Source organism: Staphylococcus sp. GDB20D11A (assembly GCF_016893255.1).
Classification (GTDB): domain Bacteria; phylum Bacillota; class Bacilli; order Staphylococcales; family Staphylococcaceae; genus Staphylococcus; species Staphylococcus aureus.
Genome location: NZ_JAFEPJ010000001.1, coordinates 1 through 16,974, shown reverse-complemented (window position 1 = coordinate 16,974; position 16,974 = coordinate 1). Strand labels below are relative to the sequence as shown.

16 protein-coding genes and 1 pseudogene are annotated in these 16,974 nt (G+C 34.7%); 3 read left to right on the top strand and 14 right to left on the bottom strand.

Translation table 11 applies throughout. From position 1 onward, the window contains the following. Positions 1–126: 126 nt before the first annotated feature. The 12 genes and pseudogenes from tarK to JV528_RS00025 all read right to left on the bottom strand — a co-directional run bounded on the left by tarK (position 127) and on the right by JV528_RS00025 (position 12,001). The gene (gene tarK / locus JV528_RS00080; RefSeq protein ID WP_000167971.1) at positions 127–1,821 is read right to left on the bottom strand and encodes a teichoic acid ribitol-phosphate polymerase TarK; all 1,695 of its coding nucleotides are present in this window, start codon (positions 1,819–1,821) and stop codon (positions 127–129) included. A 21-nt stretch (positions 1,822–1,842) separates the two neighbouring features. Further along, entirely contained in the window at positions 1,843–2,868 is a 1,026-nt protein-coding gene (locus JV528_RS00075; protein ID WP_000610183.1) for an alcohol dehydrogenase catalytic domain-containing protein, read from the bottom strand. Next, positions 2,861–3,577: a 2-C-methyl-D-erythritol 4-phosphate cytidylyltransferase gene (locus tag JV528_RS00070; RefSeq protein ID WP_000638474.1), complete on the bottom strand. Its 717-nt coding sequence runs from the start codon at positions 3,575–3,577 to the stop codon at positions 2,861–2,863. The genes JV528_RS00075 and JV528_RS00070 overlap by 8 nt, the downstream gene beginning before the upstream one ends. Positions 3,578–4,104: 527 nt before the next feature. Next, the gene (locus tag JV528_RS00065; protein ID WP_204177102.1) at positions 4,105–5,148 is read right to left on the bottom strand and encodes a galactitol-1-phosphate 5-dehydrogenase; all 1,044 of its coding nucleotides are present in this window, start codon (positions 5,146–5,148) and stop codon (positions 4,105–4,107) included. A gap of 23 nt (positions 5,149–5,171) precedes the next feature. Beyond that, positions 5,172–5,318: a hypothetical protein gene (locus tag JV528_RS00060; RefSeq protein WP_000230358.1), complete on the bottom strand. Its 147-nt coding sequence runs from the start codon at positions 5,316–5,318 to the stop codon at positions 5,172–5,174. Position 5,319: 1 nt separating this feature from the next. Next, complete coding sequence (locus JV528_RS00055; protein ID WP_204177101.1) at positions 5,320–6,375, bottom strand: zinc-binding dehydrogenase; 1,056 nt, start codon at positions 6,373–6,375, stop codon at positions 5,320–5,322. Positions 6,376–6,392: 17 nt separating this feature from the next. Then, a complete protein-coding gene (locus tag JV528_RS00050; RefSeq protein WP_000120113.1) occupies positions 6,393–7,652 on the bottom strand; it encodes a PTS galactitol transporter subunit IIC in 1,260 nt (419 codons plus the stop codon). A gap of 226 nt (positions 7,653–7,878) precedes the next feature. Continuing rightward, positions 7,879–8,157 carry a PTS sugar transporter subunit IIB gene (locus tag JV528_RS00045; protein ID WP_000815795.1) on the bottom strand — a complete coding sequence of 93 codons (279 nt, stop codon included), beginning with the start codon at positions 8,155–8,157 and terminating at the stop codon, positions 7,879–7,881. A gap of 22 nt (positions 8,158–8,179) precedes the next feature. Further along, positions 8,180–8,647, bottom strand: a complete 468-nt coding sequence (locus JV528_RS00040; RefSeq protein WP_000531476.1) for a PTS sugar transporter subunit IIA — start codon at positions 8,645–8,647, stop codon at positions 8,180–8,182. Continuing rightward, entirely contained in the window at positions 8,632–10,728 is a 2,097-nt protein-coding gene (locus JV528_RS00035) for a BglG family transcription antiterminator (protein ID WP_001012744.1), read from the bottom strand. Before JV528_RS00035 ends, JV528_RS00040 begins: the two co-directional genes overlap by 16 nt. A gap of 130 nt (positions 10,729–10,858) precedes the next feature. Then, positions 10,859–10,956, bottom strand: a pseudogene (locus JV528_RS00030) (hypothetical protein). 109 nt (positions 10,957–11,065) lie between these two features. Further along, on the bottom strand, positions 11,066–12,001 hold the full coding sequence (locus JV528_RS00025) for a nucleoside hydrolase (protein WP_000823391.1): 936 nt from the start codon (positions 11,999–12,001) through the stop codon (positions 11,066–11,068). A 361-nt stretch (positions 12,002–12,362) separates the two neighbouring features. On the opposite strand from JV528_RS00025, the gene JV528_RS00020 reads away from it, so the two are divergent. Continuing rightward, positions 12,363–13,892, top strand: coding sequence for a PTS transporter subunit EIIC (locus JV528_RS00020; protein WP_000838207.1), 1,530 nt, complete (start codon positions 12,363–12,365; stop codon positions 13,890–13,892). Between the two features lie 26 nt (positions 13,893–13,918). Then, the gene (locus tag JV528_RS14790; protein ID WP_001789457.1) at positions 13,919–14,044 is read left to right on the top strand and encodes a hypothetical protein; all 126 of its coding nucleotides are present in this window, start codon (positions 13,919–13,921) and stop codon (positions 14,042–14,044) included. Between the two features lie 168 nt (positions 14,045–14,212). On the opposite strand, the gene JV528_RS00015 is transcribed toward JV528_RS14790, so the two are convergent. Both JV528_RS00015 and JV528_RS00010 read right to left on the bottom strand, forming a co-directional pair. Next, the gene (locus JV528_RS00015) at positions 14,213–15,166 is read right to left on the bottom strand and encodes an L-lactate dehydrogenase (protein WP_001031879.1); all 954 of its coding nucleotides are present in this window, start codon (positions 15,164–15,166) and stop codon (positions 14,213–14,215) included. Between the two features lie 310 nt (positions 15,167–15,476). Then, positions 15,477–15,584 carry a hypothetical protein gene (locus JV528_RS00010; RefSeq protein ID WP_001791329.1) on the bottom strand — a complete coding sequence of 36 codons (108 nt, stop codon included), beginning with the start codon at positions 15,582–15,584 and terminating at the stop codon, positions 15,477–15,479. Between the two features lie 154 nt (positions 15,585–15,738). Between JV528_RS00010 and JV528_RS00005 the strand changes: the two genes are divergently transcribed. Then, on the top strand, positions 15,739–16,884 hold the full coding sequence (locus JV528_RS00005; protein WP_000954819.1) for a globin domain-containing protein: 1,146 nt from the start codon (positions 15,739–15,741) through the stop codon (positions 16,882–16,884). Positions 16,885–16,974 lie beyond the last annotated feature (90 nt).

Genomic DNA, 16,974 nt, shown 5'->3' with positions numbered 1-16,974 from the left:
TTAAAAGGTTATTCTCATTGTGTAGTCCTGCTTCTCATCATGACATGTTACTCACTTCATTGTCAGAACCCTTCTTGAAAACTATGCCTTATGACTCATTTGCATGGCAAGTAATATATGCCAACATTAGCGTCTAAACAAATCTTTGACTAAACGTTCACTTGAGCGACCATCTTGATATTTAAAATGTTTATCTAAGAATGGCACAACTTTTTCAACCTCATAATCTTCATTGTCCAAAGCATCCATTAATGCATCAAAGGATTGTACAATTTTACCTGGAACAAATGATTCATATGGTTCATAGAAATCACGCGTCGTAATATAATCTTCTAAGTCAAATGCATAGAAAATCATTGGCTTTTTAAATACTGCATATTCATATATTAAAGATGAATAATCACTAATCAACAAGTCTGTAACAAAGAGAATATCATTGACTTCACGATAATCTGATACATCGATAAAGTATTGTCTATGTTCACGTGAAATATTGAGTCTATTTTTTACAAATGGATGCATTTTAAATAATACAACCGCATTATTTTTTTCACAGTATCTTGCTAAACGTTCGAAATCAATTTTAAAAAATGGATAATGTGCCGTACCGTGACCATTACCTCTAAATGTCGGTGCGAATAGAATAACTTTCTTACCTTTTATAATTGGCAATTCATCTTCCATCTCTTGTTTAATTTGTGTTGCATAAGCTTCATCAAATAGTACATCAGTACGTGGTACACCTGTTGGTACAACATTTTCTTCTCTAATTCCAAATGCTTCAGCATAAAATGGAATATCGGTTTCTGATGAAACATATGCTTTCGTGTAACTACGATGGTTTAATGAATCGATAAACGGACCACCTTTTTTACCTGTACGACTAAAGCCAACTGTTTTAAAAGCACCAACGGCATGCCACACTTGAATAATTTCTTGTGATGGTCTAAAGCGAACCGTATAAATTAATGGATGGAAATCATCGACAAAAATATAATCGGCCTTACCAAGTAAATATGGCAATCTAAACTTGTCTCTCCATTTACGTCTATCCGTAATATTCGCCTTAAATACTGTTTGAATATCGTAATCAAAATCTACTTTTTGGCGTAGCAACTCATCATATACATACTTGAAATTCCCTGATAAATTCGGACGCGAATCTGATGTGAATAATATTGTTTTGCTTCTTTTAATATGTAGTAACTTTGTAATATTAAAAATAGCTTTAAATAAGAAACTTCTACTTTCAAATGAAGCTTTATGGCCTTGTTTATGAAGCCAGTGTGCGCTTGTCGCAATGACCCCTGATTTCTCTTGAGGTAAGGTGATTTCAATATCAAATACAAATTCGTTAACGTCACTTGCTATTTCTGGAGTAATGGTATAAACCGTATGTTGTGATACGCCACCTTTGCGGAAAACTTTAGCTTCGTTGGCTAACACATAGTTTGCTTTTCCATTTTGTGTAGTCAGCTCATTGTATTCTTCAATTTGCTCTTCATTTAATGCCGCATAAGCTTGATCAATAATATTTGGATTAAGTTGTCCAATATACTCTAACTGGTCATGATAAACAAATAAATATTTATCCATTGGTAAATAATACCCATCGTCTAATATTGCGACGTTGAATCTACATATAAATGTATTACCGTCTATTTTCATTTCATTTGCTTCTAATGTTTTTGTTTCGGTTAAATTCCTCAGAACAAATTGTCCTGATGTTAAATCTACGCCTTCACTATGTCCTTCAATATATAACTGAACACGTTCCCAGTATATGTTATCAATATGTATTGCTTGTTTCGTTTTTGTCATTGTTATTCCCCCATCGGTTTATTAAATCGTCCATTTCAATACTGTTTTTCCCCAAGATGTCGATAAATCCATTTCAAACGCTTGGACGATATCTTGCATCGTACATACATTAATTTCATGTCCTTTTAATAATGCTAACTTTTCAACAATGTCTGGGTACTTACGATATAAATCAACAACTTGCTCAAAATCTTTAGAGCCGCTTCGACTACTACCAATCAATGTTAATCCTTTTTCAAGTACTAATCGTGTATTCACTTCCACGGGTAATTCACTTACGCCTAACAAAGCAATACTGCCTTCTGGTGAAATATGTTCAACTATTTGTTGAAGTGCAACTTGACTTCCTTTACCTCCAACACATTCAAATGCATGATCAATTTTAAGATCATCTGGTATTTGATTTACTGTAAAGATGTCATCTACAAATGAAAAATGACTTAATTTATAGTCTGTCTTACCAAATACATAAATTTTAGCTTCTGGGTACAACTTACGTAGCAAAATAGCAGTAATATAACCTAAGTTACCATCACCCCAAATACCAAAGCTGGTTTTCAAAGGTATAGATTTACGTTCAAATCGTTGTATAGCATGATAACTTACTGACACTAACTCTGTGTATGAAATCGTACTCAAATCAATGTCATTAGGCAGCGGAACGATACGATCATGTGCCATCACAACGTAGTCTTGCATAAAACCATCATAACCACTAGATCTAAAATAACTAGAGGCTAAGTAATTCTCCGCAATAATATGATGTTGCTCTGTAGGTGTATTCGGTACCATTACTACTTTCGTACCTTTTTCAAATACCCCTTTACTATCAAATACAACTTCACCAACAGCTTCATGAACTAATGACATTGGTAATTTTTTGCGCAGTACATTTTCATCTCTTCGACCTGTGTAATACCTTTGATCAGCTGCACAAATAGACAAGTATAAAGGTCTTACGATGACATGATTACCATAAATATCAACATTATTATATGTGACGTCGAACTGTCTCGGTGCAACGAGTTGATATACTTGATTAATCATCGGCAATATCACCTTGAATAATGGCATTTGCTACTTTTAAATCATACGGTGTTGTCACTTTAATGTTGTAGAGTTCTCCACGTACCAATTTAACTGCATGTCCAGATTCGACAATGATTTTACATGCATCTGATAAGATTTCTTTTTGTGCACTACTTAAGGCGCGATAACTATCTTGTAATAATTTAATATTAAATGATTGTGGTGTTTGGCCTTGATACATTTCATTCCTTACAGGGATACTGTGTATGTTCTGTTTATCTTTAGACATTACAATCGTATCAATTGCTTCAATGACTGTATCTACTGCACCATATTTGGCTGCTACTTCAATGTTCTCTTTAATAATACGTTGAGTTAAAAATGGTCTTACGGCATCATGAGTTACAATCACATCATCATTATTAATTCCATTTACATTGCGAATATGGTCGATAATGTTCATAATTGTTTCGTTTCGATCCGTACCACCTGCAACTACTTTGACACGTTGATCTGTAATGTTATATTTTTTTAAAATATCCTGTGTATGGGAAATCCACTGTGCTGGCGTTGCGATAATAATCTCATTAAATTCACTCACTAAAATGAACTTCTCAATTGTATGGATTAAAATCGGTTTATTATCAATATCTAAAAATTGTTTTGGTAATGGCACGTTTCCCATTCTCGAACCAATACCTCCTGCTAAAATACCTGCATAAATCATGTTGTCCTCCATTCTGTCATTACATCATTTCCATTTATACATTACTGACCTATGCCCGCACATAAGCCTAACCTATTGCTCACTTGCCTCTTTTATTAAGTCAAAGGTAGTTGTCACAATAGTGTGATAATTTTTTATAAAAATGTATTTTTGTAACTGACCATTCTAAGTTGTTTTGCCATGCAGTTAATCATTAACACTGACGATATTAAATTGTTAAAGGTATTAATGTTTACTCTTTTTCAAATTCATTATTACTGCCATCATTTTACCATATATTATAATAAATTTATCTTATTAAGTAGCTGTACTTGATTTTCACTCTAAAAATCATCAAATATTGCCATCTCATTTTAAGTATACAAAATGCAAAACAACCGATTCACAAGCATATTTCACACAAGTAAACCGGTTATTTAGCAACGTATATTCGAAGATGAATTATTTCGATAGTATCTGTAGACCAGACGGCATTCGTACTTTCATAGCTATAACTATACCAGCGTTTTCGTCCTCAAAGGTGCATACTAATAAATCGTAAACATGACTTTATCAAATCGTTCTTTCTTGTTAACTAATTTATCAAATGTCTCCGGGCCTTTTTCTAACGGTAAAAAATGAGAAATAATAGGCTTTACATTAATATCTTTCGTCTTCATATAATGTAAGGTTGCCGTCCACTCTTTCCCCGGAAAATTACTGGACAAACAGTTCCAAGAGCCACATACTGTCAACTCGTTACGCAGAATTTTTTCAAAATGAACGCGATCAATCTCAATATCATCATATGGTATTCCGAGTAATACCACCTCGCCACCTTTTTTCGGTAGCGTCAATATTTGACCAATCGTAACTTTAGCACCTGATGATTCTATAGCTAAATCGATTTGATTGGCGTAATGATTTTCGATGAATTTCTCAAGATTTTCTTCTTTTGAATTAATTGTTTGATGTGCGCCCAATGATGTTGCAATATCTAGTTTATGCGCATCTATATCTATAGCGATGATATGCGCAGCACCAAATATTCGTGCCCATTGAATAGCTAACAATCCTATACTGCCACACCCCATTACTGCAACAGTCATACCAGGTTGTATATTCGATTTATAAAACCCATGCGCAACAACGGCTGATGGCTCAAACATTGCTGCTTCAATGTAATCAACATTGTCTGGTACCTTTAAAACATTTTGCGCTGGCAATTTGACATATTCCGCGAACGATCCAGGTTCATATGAGCCAATGACGAACAACTTTTCACATCGTGCATATTCACCTTTTAAACAATACTCGCATTGATAACAAGGTATTGCTGGGCAACCTGTCACTTTGTCGCTTACATTAACATGCGTAACATCACTTCCAATGGCATCTACAACACCTGAAAATTCATGACCAAATGGCATACCTTTAATGTATGGCCCCATTTTTTTGTATCGTGACGTGTCTGAACCACATATGCCAGTCGCTCGTACTTTAACAATAACGTCATTCGCACTTTCAATGACTGGCTTTTCATTATCCTCATACCGTAAATCTTCCACGCCATATAATTTCAAAGCTTTCACTTGTAAATCACCTCAAATTTGATTTAATTCACAACTTTTTTCTTTTTAAAAATACCTGTCGCAAAATAACCTGCAATGACGATAGAATTACTTACGAGTAAATGTTCCATATAAAAATCAGTGATTTGTCTCAATGGCCCAAGCATAAAAGTTAGCATTGATTCTACCATATTAATTCTCTCCTTCATTTTCATCTAAATCGAGCGGCTTAAGTAATGCTTTAATACCTTCGCCAGATTTTAAATGTTGATACGCCTCGTCCCATTTCGAAATATCATATATTTTTGTCACCAAAGCTTCAGCATTTACTAAACCATCCGCCATAAGTTGCAATGAAGGTTCCCAATCTGCTGGCTTTTGACTTCTACTACCAACAACTGTTATTTCTTTTTGAATCACTTTTTCCATATCAAATGGAATTTCAGCATCCTTAAAAATACCTATTTGACTGTAGAAACCTTTTTTACGTAAAATATCCAAACCTTGTCGTGCTGCTGGAACTGCACCTGAACATTCAACAACAACATCTGCACCGTAACCGTCTGTAATTCCATTGATATACGTTTTTAAGTCTGTTTGTTGTAAATTGACTACATAATCCATGTGCAATGCTTCTGCTTTATCTAATCTGACTTTGTCATTGTCCAATCCAGTTACCACAACAGTTGCGCCTTTACTTTTTAACACTTGTGCTACAAGTAATCCGATTGGCCCAGGTCCCATTACAACTGCTACATCGCCAGAGTTCACTTGAATCTTAGAAACGCCATGATGTGCACATGCTAATGGTTCTGTCATAGCTGCAGACTGATACGATACTTCATCTGGAATATGATGCAAACTTTCTTCACGTGCAATGACATAATTAGTAAATGCGCCATCAACTTGTGTTCCAATACCTTTTCGATGGTTGCATAAATTATAGTCTTTTGATTCACAGTATTCACACTCATTACAAACATAGAATGTCGTTTCAGAAGTGACACGGTCACCAACTTTAAAACCTTTAACGTCTGCTCCAACTTCAACGATTTCACCAGAAAATTCATGACCTAATGTCACTGGAAAATTAACTTTATAATGACCTTCATAAGTATGAATATCTGTGCCACAAATTCCTGCATAATGTACTTTAATCTTTACTTTATCATCTAGCGGTGTTGCAACTTCTTTATCAAGAAGTTCTAAGTTGCCATGTCCTTCTCTTGTTTTTACTAAAGCTTTCACCACAAACACCTCGATTTTTAATTGAATAGACTAAATAGTTTAAAGATAAGATAGTTAACGATATTACCACCTTGATCAATACTTGAAATTTCAGATGAACCTTTTGGCATTTGTACATTCGTACCTTTCGCCATATCTGTGAAAATAGGTGCTACGTCTGTTGCAATATATAGTGAAATTGCAATCATAATCGTACCCACAATGACAGAATGAATAATGTTTCCTCTTGCTGCACCAACAATAAACGCGACAACAAATGGTATAGTTGCTAAGTCACCAAAAGGTAGTACTTGGTTTCCTGGTAAAATAACGGCTAATAAAACAGTGATAGGTACTAAAATTAATGCTGTCGAAATAACCGCTGGATGACCTAATGCTACAGCCGCATCCAATCCAATATAAATTTCATGTTCGCCAAAACGTTTATTTAGCCATGTTCTTGCAGACTCTGAAACTGGCATTAAACCTTCCATTAAGATTTTTACCATTCTAGGCATTAATACCATTACTGCAGCCATTGACATTCCTAAATTAATGATGTCTCCAGGTTTGTAACCTGCTAACACACCAATACCTAAACCTAAAATTAATCCGACAAAGATAGACTCTCCAAATGCGCCAAAACGTTTTTGAATTGTTTCAGGATCAGCATCTAACTTATTCAGACCGGGTACTCTTTGTAGCAATTTAACTAAGTAAATACCTGGTGCATAAGAAATTGTACTTCCTGTAGCAATCGATACACCTGGTAAATCAAAGAACTCACTCATCATCGGTGCTGTCCAATCTGCTACTTTCAAACAGATAACTTGGAAAATAACTGCTGCTAATAACGCTTGCCAAATACTGCCTGATACGGCATAAACCATTGCTGCTGTAAACGTATAATGCCAAAAATTCCAAATATCTACATTCATCGTCTTTGTCACTTTAGTTACTAGCAATACAACGTTAACTATGATTCCGAGTGGAATAATAAATGCTGCGACAGATGATGCCCACGCGATAGATGATGTTGCTGGCCAACCTACATCAATCACATTCAGACTGACGCCTAAATTTTTAACCATCGCTTGTGCTGCTGGCCCTAAATTTTTAACTAATAAATCGATGACTAAGAAAATCCCTACAAAAGCCACACCTATTGTTAAACCAGACCTAAATGCCGCTCCAATTTTCTGCCTAAAGAATAGGCCAAGCAAGAATATGACAACCGGTAAAATAACAGTTGCACCTAAATCTAAAAATCCCCTTACAAAATCAGTGAAGTAACTCATATTTAAACCCTCCCTGTTATATATGCATTGTCACGATACTTTCCGATTGTGATTACATTTGACGTTACAGTCATTTCAACGACAACCCTTGCTACATTCGACTGCAATCCCTTTGAATTACAGTCACTGCGTTTCTATGTCATCAACAATCATTTGTCGTGATAGTCATTTATATGCAATTTGCATATATTTATATGTTATTGACCCACATTACATATCAATTCAGTTATTTTTGTAACTCTGTTAAGATTTGTTGTTTTGTTTCTTCAATACCAATACCAGTTAAGAAATTACGTGCGTTGATAACTGGGAATTTATATTCTTTCTTTGTCATTGCAGTTGTAACTAATAAATCTGCAGTGTCTTCATAAGGTCCAACTTCTGTAATTTTGATTTGTTTAATATCTACTTTAATATTGTGTTCCTTTGCCATTTCCTCAATTGCATTATTTACTACTGTTGACGTTGCAATACCTGCACCACACGCTACTAATACTTGTTTCATTTTCAATTCCTCCAATTAATTTTTAGTTATATTCCAAATAATCATTGATTAGTGTTGCTAAAATTGTTTCATCTTTCGTTCGCAGAATCTGCTCCAATTTTTCTTCACTTTGAAAAATTTGCATCAACTGTTGTAACAGCTTAAGTTGATCATCTACTTTATCCATTGCTAACATAAAAACGATTTTCACTTCTGTCTGTTGATCAAGTGTTCCCATTTCAATAAACGGCACTTCTTTTTCTAGAACAGCCACACCTATCGTTCTATGGTTAATATGTTCGACATCTGTATGCGGTATAGCGACCGAACACAGATGCGTTGGTAAACCAGTAGCAAACTCTTTTTCTCTGTCGATGACTGCATCTTTAAACGTTGACTTCACGAACCCATTTTGAAATAACACATCTGACATTTGTGACAATACGGATTCTTTATCAGTTGCCGACAAATTGAGCATTATATTTTCTTTATGCACTAATTGCTGTCCCATCCATTTTCCCTCGCTTCTTTATTTGAATAATTTTTTAAAATCTCATTAACATCAGAATTTTTGCGACTTTGTATGATGCGCTTAATTGCGTCATTGTCTTGCGCCACATCTCTCAATTGTAGTAACGCTCTTAAGTGTGTCACTTTGTCAACAGCAGCAATAGGTACAATAATATGGATTGCTGTGCCATCTGACATGTATATTGGTTCTTGTAATATCAACATACTCATCGCTGTTTTATGTACATGCTTTTCAGAATATGCATGTGGAATAGCAATATTTTGCATGATAACCATATACGAATCATCAAATGCCTGTTGCATCTCATGAATATATTTAATATCAATAAAATGATTAGCAACTAACACATCACTTGCTTTAGCAATAGCTTCATCAATATTTTCAACATGATGTATTCTTTTCACGTGCCTTGCTGGTATCAAGTCAGCTAAATCTAATGTCTTATTTTGTGTGACAATCGATCCATTAATAGTTGAAATTGAATTATAATTCGCAATAAAATCTTCTAAACCATCACGTAGTTCTGTAATGTCATTAACTGTCGTTGTGCGTTCAATTAATGCCATTAACTTGTTTATTTCCTTATCAATGTCAGCCGATTCCTTATTAATGTACTTCATCACTTCTTTACGTAACTTTCGTTGCTCATTTTCAGATAAAGCTACTTTTGTGATAAATAATTTTTTATGTGTTAAGACAAACATTGGTGAAAAGACGATGTCATAATCTAATGTGTAGTTTTCAAATGTTCTAAGTGAAATCGCATCTAAGAAAATAATTTCTGGAAATAAGTTTCGCAACTCGTATAACATCATTTGCGATACTGACGTGCCTTGTGTACACACGATAATAGCTTTTATCTTGCCATCGAAGTTTTCATCTTGACGTCTCAAACTACCTCCGAACAACATGGTTAAATATGCTATTTCATTATCAGGCAATGATTTTCCGAAATATTCAGTTAACGATTGACATGATTGTTTCACCATATGAAATAAGGATTGATAATTTCCTTGTAAAGGATTTATTAATTCATCACGATCCGTTAAGTTATATTTAATCCTATAAAAAGCAGGCGTTAAATGTAACAAGAGTTGCTGTGATAATTTCTCCTTATCTTCAATGTTAATAAAAGTGATTTGTTCAAAATGGTGAATCATTTGAGCGATGGCCATCGTTAAATTCGATATGTTATCTGATTCCTGCAAATCAGTCCATTGCACACTTGTTGAAAGTAAGTGTAATGTCAAATATAACTTTTCCGCTTCTGGCAAATCCGGCTCATGTTGCGTCATAATCTCCGTTGCTTGATATTCTTTCGTATCCCTCAAATACTGATAATTAATATTTAATGGATTAATCACATGACCACTTTGAATTCGTCTACGAATCACACAAAGGACATAAGGCAATGAACTAAGTGATTTGTCTATAAAGCGACTCTTCAAAAATTGTTCTACCTGTTTGATCTTGTCTTTTTGATATGCGATATCTTCGAATGTTAAGTTGAGCGCCTTTAAAACTTCACTTTTAGTAATATCATGATTCAACCTTTGATCAATCAACTTAATGAAGAAACGGCGAACTTCAAATTCATCACCAACAATTTCATAACCATGTTTTCGAGAATACTTAAGTGACAAACCATGATTTTCCAATTGCTCTTTCACATGATTTATATCGTGAATGACAGTATTTTTACTGACTTGTAAATCAATTGAAAAATGGTTTAGAGACATTGCGTTTTCCTTACTAAAAAGCATGAGCATTAAATAATAACGACGTGTTTCTATGCTAAAAATGACATTGTTGCCGTTTAACATTTGCTGCTCTGATACATCTCGCTTGAATAACGTCATGATTTCAGAACTTACAATAAAATTCCCTTGGCTTGTTCTTTCAAGTTTTGGATAACCCTCTTGTTCAAGCCACAAATTGATTTTTTGAATGCGATATCCAAGTTGTCTACGAGACAAACCAAATATCGATTCAAGTTCTTTACCATGAATAGTAGGATTCAATACAATTTCTCTGAGTATTTGCTGATTATCCCCGTTCATGTTCGATCCTCCTTTGAGCATCTGAGCTCAATTTATCATCAATCGTCACACCGATGTACACACTTTGAACACATATTTTCAAAATGAGCATGTACATCATTGTGATGTTTTAACAACATTTCAATTATATCTATATTTTTTGTGATTTTAATCTTTTAAAATAAAGCAATTGAAATTTTTGCATATATTTTTGTATTTTGTGTTTTTTGAAGCATTTTTAACATACATATCTCAATCATTATCAAATTGTCATGACCATTGTAATCCAATACAAAAACCCTAAGGACGCTTAAATCAGGCACCTTAGGGCTAACTGTATCTATTTAATTAAGTATTATTATTCGTATGTACGTAACTTATGATCTATCAAGTTCCACACTTCTTCAACATCAACTGCTGTAGCAAAATAAGCATTAGCAGGCTTACCTGTAACATGATTTAAATCGACAGCCATAGTGCCATAAGTTAGTGGACTTTGATGTTCAATATCGATATTAACGGGTACCATTGTAAACAATTCTGGTTGTAACAAATACAAAATTGTACAAGCATCATGTATTGGACCACCGTCCATATTAAAGTGAGTCTTGTATGTTTTCTTAAAGAATTGCAATAATTCTACGACGAACTGTGCAACAGGATTATTGATACTTTCAAAGCGTTCAATCACGTGATCGTCGGCTAAAACTTGATGTGTTACATCTAAACCAAACACATTTATAGTAATCCCACTTTCAAAAACACGCTTCGCTGCTTCAGCATCTACCCAAATATTGAATTCTGCTGTAGGCGTCCAATTTCCAAATGTACCACCACCCATCAAAGTAATTGATTCAATATGCTCAGCGATTCTTGGTTCACGAATCAATGCCGTTGCTAAATTCGTAAGAGGACCTGTCGCTACAATTGTTACAGGTGTATCACTCGTCATCACTTTGTTAATAATCACATCTGATGCTGGCATTGCAACTGCTTGACGTGATGGTGTCGACGGTAGTTTCGGACCATCTAATCCAGATTCCCCATGTATTTCAGAAGCAAAGGCAGCTGGTTTAATTAACGGCCTATCCGCACCTTTCGCTACTGCTATATCTTGGCGTCCCATAATATCCAATACGTTCAAGGCGTTTGTCGTATTCTTGTCAACTGATTGATTACCTGCGACTGTGGTTACAGCTAATATCTCTAGTGGACTGTCAATTGCCCCCGCTAAAATTAATGCTATTGCATCATCGTGTCCTGGATCACAATCCATAACAATCTTTCTTTTCATTTATATATCCACCTTTCTTAAGTTGTTATCGATAGCTTATGTATATTTATTTATGTGGTGAATCATGTTTATTTTGAAAAATAGTTTTAACTTTCTCATAGTTTTGGATACAAACACTATTTATCTATTTTATGGTTTATAAATTTATCCGATATGCTTTGTCACCCTACCTCGCTAAAAAATAGGATGTCTACAGATCTATACGACTTTTGTCAACTCATTTTCACAACAATATAAACAACAATTTATATGATTGTTACATGATTCAAACAATTTTTATGAAAAATATTTTCATCCACAGAATATATATTGATATTAAATTTCTCAAAAGCTATATTGAGAATAATTAGGAGGGATGTTGATGAAATCTTTATTTGAAAAAGCACAGCAGTTCGGCAAGTCCTTTATGTTACCTATCGCAATCTTACCAGCTGCAGGTCTATTGTTGGGTATCGGTGGTGCATTAAGTAATCCAAACACCGTTAAAGCATACCCTATTTTAGATATTACCTTATTACAAAATATTTTTACATTAATGTCAGCTGCAGGTAGTATTGTTTTCCAAAATTTACCAGTCATCTTTGCAATTGGTGTCGCAATCGGATTATCTAGAAGCGATAAAGGTACTGCAGGTTTAGCTGCACTGCTCGGTTTCTTAATTATGAACGCAACTATGAATGGCTTATTAACTATCACGGGCACATTGGCAAAAGATCAGCTTGCACAAAATGGACAAGGCATGGTGCTCGGTATACAAACGGTTGAAACCGGTGTTTTTGGCGGGATTATCACAGGTATTATGACCGCAATACTTCACAACAAATATCACAAAGTGGTATTACCACCGTATTTAGGTTTCTTTGGTGGCTCTAGATTTGTCCCTATTGTCACAGCATTTGCCGCAATCTTTTTAGGTGTATTGATGTTTTTCATTTGGCCAAGCATACAAGCCGGCATTTATCATGTTGGTGGATTTGTAACGAAAACAGGTGCCATCGGTACTTTTGTTTATGGCTTCATCTTAAGATTGTTAGGTCCACTCGGTTTACATCATATTTTTTACTTACCGTTTTGGCAGACGGCACTTGGTGGTACTTTAGAAGTCAAAGGGCACTTAGTTCAAGGTACGCAGAACATCTTCTTTGCTCAACTTGGTGATCCAGATGTGACGAAGTATTATTCAGGTGTGTCACGCTTTATGTCAGGCCGTTTTATTACGATGATGTTCGGCTTATGTGGTGCCGCACTTGCAATTTATCACACAGCTAAACCTGAACATAAAAAAGTTGTCGGCGGTTTAATGTTATCCGCTGCACTCACTTCATTTTTAACAGGTATTACCGAACCTTTAGAGTTTAGTTTCCTGTTTGTCGCACCTATTCTTTATGTAATCCATGCCTTCTTTGATGGATTAGCATTTATGATGGCAGACATTTTCAACATTACAATTGGTCAAACCTTCAGTGGAGGCTTTATCGATTTCTTACTTTTTGGTGTGCTACAAGGTAATAGTAAAACAAACTACCTATACGTCATACCTATTGGAATTGTGTGGTTCTGTTTGTATTACATCGTTTTCAGATTCTTAATTACGAAATTTAATTTCAAAACACCTGGTCGTGAAGATAAAGTTGCAGCACAACAAGTTGAGGCTACTGAAAGAGCACAAACTATTGTTGCTGGTTTGGGAGGCGAAGATAACATTGAAATCGTTGACTGTTGTGCAACGAGACTACGCGTCACACTTCATCAAAATGACAAAGTCGATAAAGTATTACTCGAAAGTACTGGTGCCAAAGGTGTAATCCAGCAAGGCACTGGTGTGCAAGTAATTTATGGGCCTCACGTTACAGTTATCAAAAATGAAATTGAAGAATTGCTCGGGGATTAAGACTAACCGAAATATCAACAGAACTAATGGCAACGATGTACGAAGTAAGAAGTGACATCGTTGCTTTTATTTTTAATGTTACATTTGAAGCATTAAGTTCATCATGTACTGTAGTAAGCCCGCAAATCGCCTCTGCTAGACAATCATCTTAATGCTATGATTAAAGCTTAAGTGCCAGATTTGAATTTAATTTCAACAACGACTTTCACTACATTAAAAATAGGGCTACTCGACACATATAGTTGTATCAAATAGCCCTTTATACAATTTTTTGGGGTAAGGTTTTACAATTTTTGGAATGGTATAGATTTTATAAAAAGTTATTTAAGTTCTTCTGCTTCAGCCATAATATCTTTTAATGTTTTAGCTGAATGTGCGAACTTGCTTTGTTCTTCGTCGTTTAATGGGATTTCTACGACGTTGCGAATACCGTTTCTATTGATGACTGCTGGAACACCAATATAAACATCTTCTTCATCATATTCGCCTTCTAATAATGCTGATACAGTCAATACGGCATCTTCATTTCTGAAAATCGCTTCAGTAATTCTAGCTAATCCCATTGCAACACCATAATAAGTGGCACCTTTAGCTTTAATAATGTCATATGCTGCATCACGTGTTTGAACAAAAATTTGTTCAATTTGCGCTTTGCCCTCAGGACGTTGTTCAAGTAATGTCTTCAAAGGTTGACCCGCAATATTAGCGTGTGACCATACTGGTAATTCAGTGTCACCATGTTCACCAATAATTTGAGCATCGACGCTACGTGGCGCAACATCGAACGCTTCGCTTAACAATAATCTAAAGCGTGCAGAGTCTAAAATTGTACCAGAACCTATAACACGTTCTTTAGGTAAACCAGAGAATTTCCATGTTGCATACGCTAAAATATCAACAGGATTTGTAGCTACCAAGAAAATACCATCAAATTTTGATGCCATTACTTCACCAACAATTGATTTAAATATTTTCAAGTTTTTAGATACTAAATCTAAACGTGTTTCTCCAGGTTTTTGTGCAGCACCAGCACAGATGACAACTAGATCCGCATCATGACAATCACTGTATTCGCCAGCTTTCACACGAACTGTTGTTGGAGAATATGGTGTGGCATGTTTTAAATCCATAACATCTCCTCGAACTTTTTCAGTGTCTAAATCAATGATGACTAATTCATCAACAATGCTTTGGTTCACTAATGAAAATGCGTAGCTTGAACCTACTGCACCATTACCTATTAATACAACTTTGTTCCCTTTAAATTTGTTCATTACAAAAACTCCCTTATGATTAATTCACTAACATACATGTAGTTTCAAATATGTTAGTTTAATGCTGCTTATTGACGATACAAAAGCAAATAAACATCTCTTTTATTTTCAACGCATAACTTAAAAGGTCATGTGTCATCCGCTTTTAAGTTTGTGATTTATTTCACATATAAAATGTAACATGCATTAAGTACTGGGTCAATATTAAATTGTGATTTATTTCACATTTTATTTTAATTTTTACACCTTTTTAATTTGTATACGATTACATCTTAGACGTCTTTAGTCTTCGTACTTCGCCAGTGATTATTTACACTTTCACATTTTTATTATCATGTTTACTTTTTTCTAAGAAAACAACAATGTTTTTTGAATTAGTCAAATAAATGCGCGCAATCGTCGGTGTACAAACAGACAATTGTACACAATGCTTATTGATAAGTATTTAAAAAATTAAAAATGTCATACAATTATCAAATTTGCCATTTTATTTATATTTTCTCAAACCAATTAATTGAATATCGAAATTTTTAGTAGAATAATCAAAATAGACAGATTAAAGGAGGAGTATCATGCTTACAGAACAAGAGAAAGACATAATCAAACAAACGGTGCCATTGCTTAAAGAAAAAGGAACAGAAATTACGTCAACTTTTTATCCGAAAATGTTTAAGGCACATCCTGAACTTTTAAATATGTTTAATCAAACGAACCAAAAAAGAGGCATGCAATCTTCAGCATTAGCACAAGCAGTAATGGCTGCAGCTGTTAACATCGATAATTTAAGTATTATTAAACCAGTCATTATGCCAGTTGCATATAAACACTGCGCACTACAAGTTTATGCTGAACATTATCCAATTGTGGGGGAAAATTTATTAAAAGCCATTCAAGACGTGACAGGATTAGAAGAAAATGACCCTGTCATTCAAGCTTGGGCGAAAGCATATGGCGTTATTGCGGATGTGTTCATCCAAATTGAAAAAGAAATTTATGATCAAATGATGTGGATTGGTTTTAAACCATTCAAAATTACCAATATTAAACAAGAATCTGAAGACATTAAATCATTTACAGTTGAAACTGAAGAATATGACTTTAGTGAATTTACACCAGGCCAATACATCACAGTTGATGTTTCTAGTGATAAACTTCCATATAGAGCTAAACGTCACTATTCTATCGTATCAGGTGATAAAAACCATTTAACTTTTGGCGTTAAACGTGATGTCACAACAGAACATGAAGGCGAAGTTTCAACAATTTTACACGATGAGATTAAAGAAGGCGATACGATTAATCTAGCTGCGCCTGTAGGTGGATTCGTATTAGAGAATACGACTGAACCACAACTTTTCTTAGGTTCAGGTATTGGCGTCACACCTTTAGTAGCAATGTATGAAGCTGCCTCTGCCAAAGGTTTAGATACACAGATGGTTCAAGTTGCTGAAAATGAACAACATTTACCTTTCAAAGACAACTTCAACAGTATCGCAAGCCATCATGACAACGCTAAGTTATATACTCACTTAAAAGATAAACAAGGCTATATTGGCGCTGAAGAATTACAAGTATTTTTAGCAAATAAACCTGAAATTTATATCTGTGGTGGTACAAAATTCTTACAATCTATGATCGAAGCACTTAAATCTTTAAATTACGATATGGATCGCGTACACTACGAAACATTTATTCCAAGACTAAGCGTTGCAGTATAACTGAGAAAAGAGGTTTAGTGCTCATATGAAACTTAATCAACGTTACGTAAAAGTATTTGCATTATATTTAGTCAAGTCCAGACTCCTGTG

Coding starts and splice junctions, on each gene's coding strand:
- JV528_RS00060 (WP_000230358.1), bottom strand. CDS start 5,318: ATGGTAGAATCAATGCTAACTTTTATGCTTGGGCCATTGAGACAAATC.
- JV528_RS00020 (WP_000838207.1), top strand. CDS start 12,363: ATGAAATCTTTATTTGAAAAAGCACAGCAGTTCGGCAAGTCCTTTATG.
- JV528_RS00015 (WP_001031879.1), bottom strand. CDS start 15,166: ATGAACAAATTTAAAGGGAACAAAGTTGTATTAATAGGTAATGGTGCA.
- JV528_RS00075 (WP_000610183.1), bottom strand. CDS start 2,868: ATGATTAATCAAGTATATCAACTCGTTGCACCGAGACAGTTCGACGTC.
- JV528_RS00040 (WP_000531476.1), bottom strand. CDS start 8,647: ATGGGACAGCAATTAGTGCATAAAGAAAATATAATGCTCAATTTGTCG.
- tarK (WP_000167971.1), bottom strand. CDS start 1,821: ATGACAAAAACGAAACAAGCAATACATATTGATAACATATACTGGGAA.
- JV528_RS00050 (WP_000120113.1), bottom strand. CDS start 7,652: ATGAGTTACTTCACTGATTTTGTAAGGGGATTTTTAGATTTAGGTGCA.
- JV528_RS14790 (WP_001789457.1), top strand. CDS start 13,919: ATGGCAACGATGTACGAAGTAAGAAGTGACATCGTTGCTTTTATTTTT.
- JV528_RS00005 (WP_000954819.1), top strand. CDS start 15,739: ATGCTTACAGAACAAGAGAAAGACATAATCAAACAAACGGTGCCATTG.
- JV528_RS00035 (WP_001012744.1), bottom strand. CDS start 10,728: ATGAACGGGGATAATCAGCAAATACTCAGAGAAATTGTATTGAATCCT.
- JV528_RS00025 (WP_000823391.1), bottom strand. CDS start 12,001: ATGAAAAGAAAGATTGTTATGGATTGTGATCCAGGACACGATGATGCA.
- JV528_RS00045 (WP_000815795.1), bottom strand. CDS start 8,157: ATGAAACAAGTATTAGTAGCGTGTGGTGCAGGTATTGCAACGTCAACA.
- JV528_RS00070 (WP_000638474.1), bottom strand. CDS start 3,577: ATGATTTATGCAGGTATTTTAGCAGGAGGTATTGGTTCGAGAATGGGA.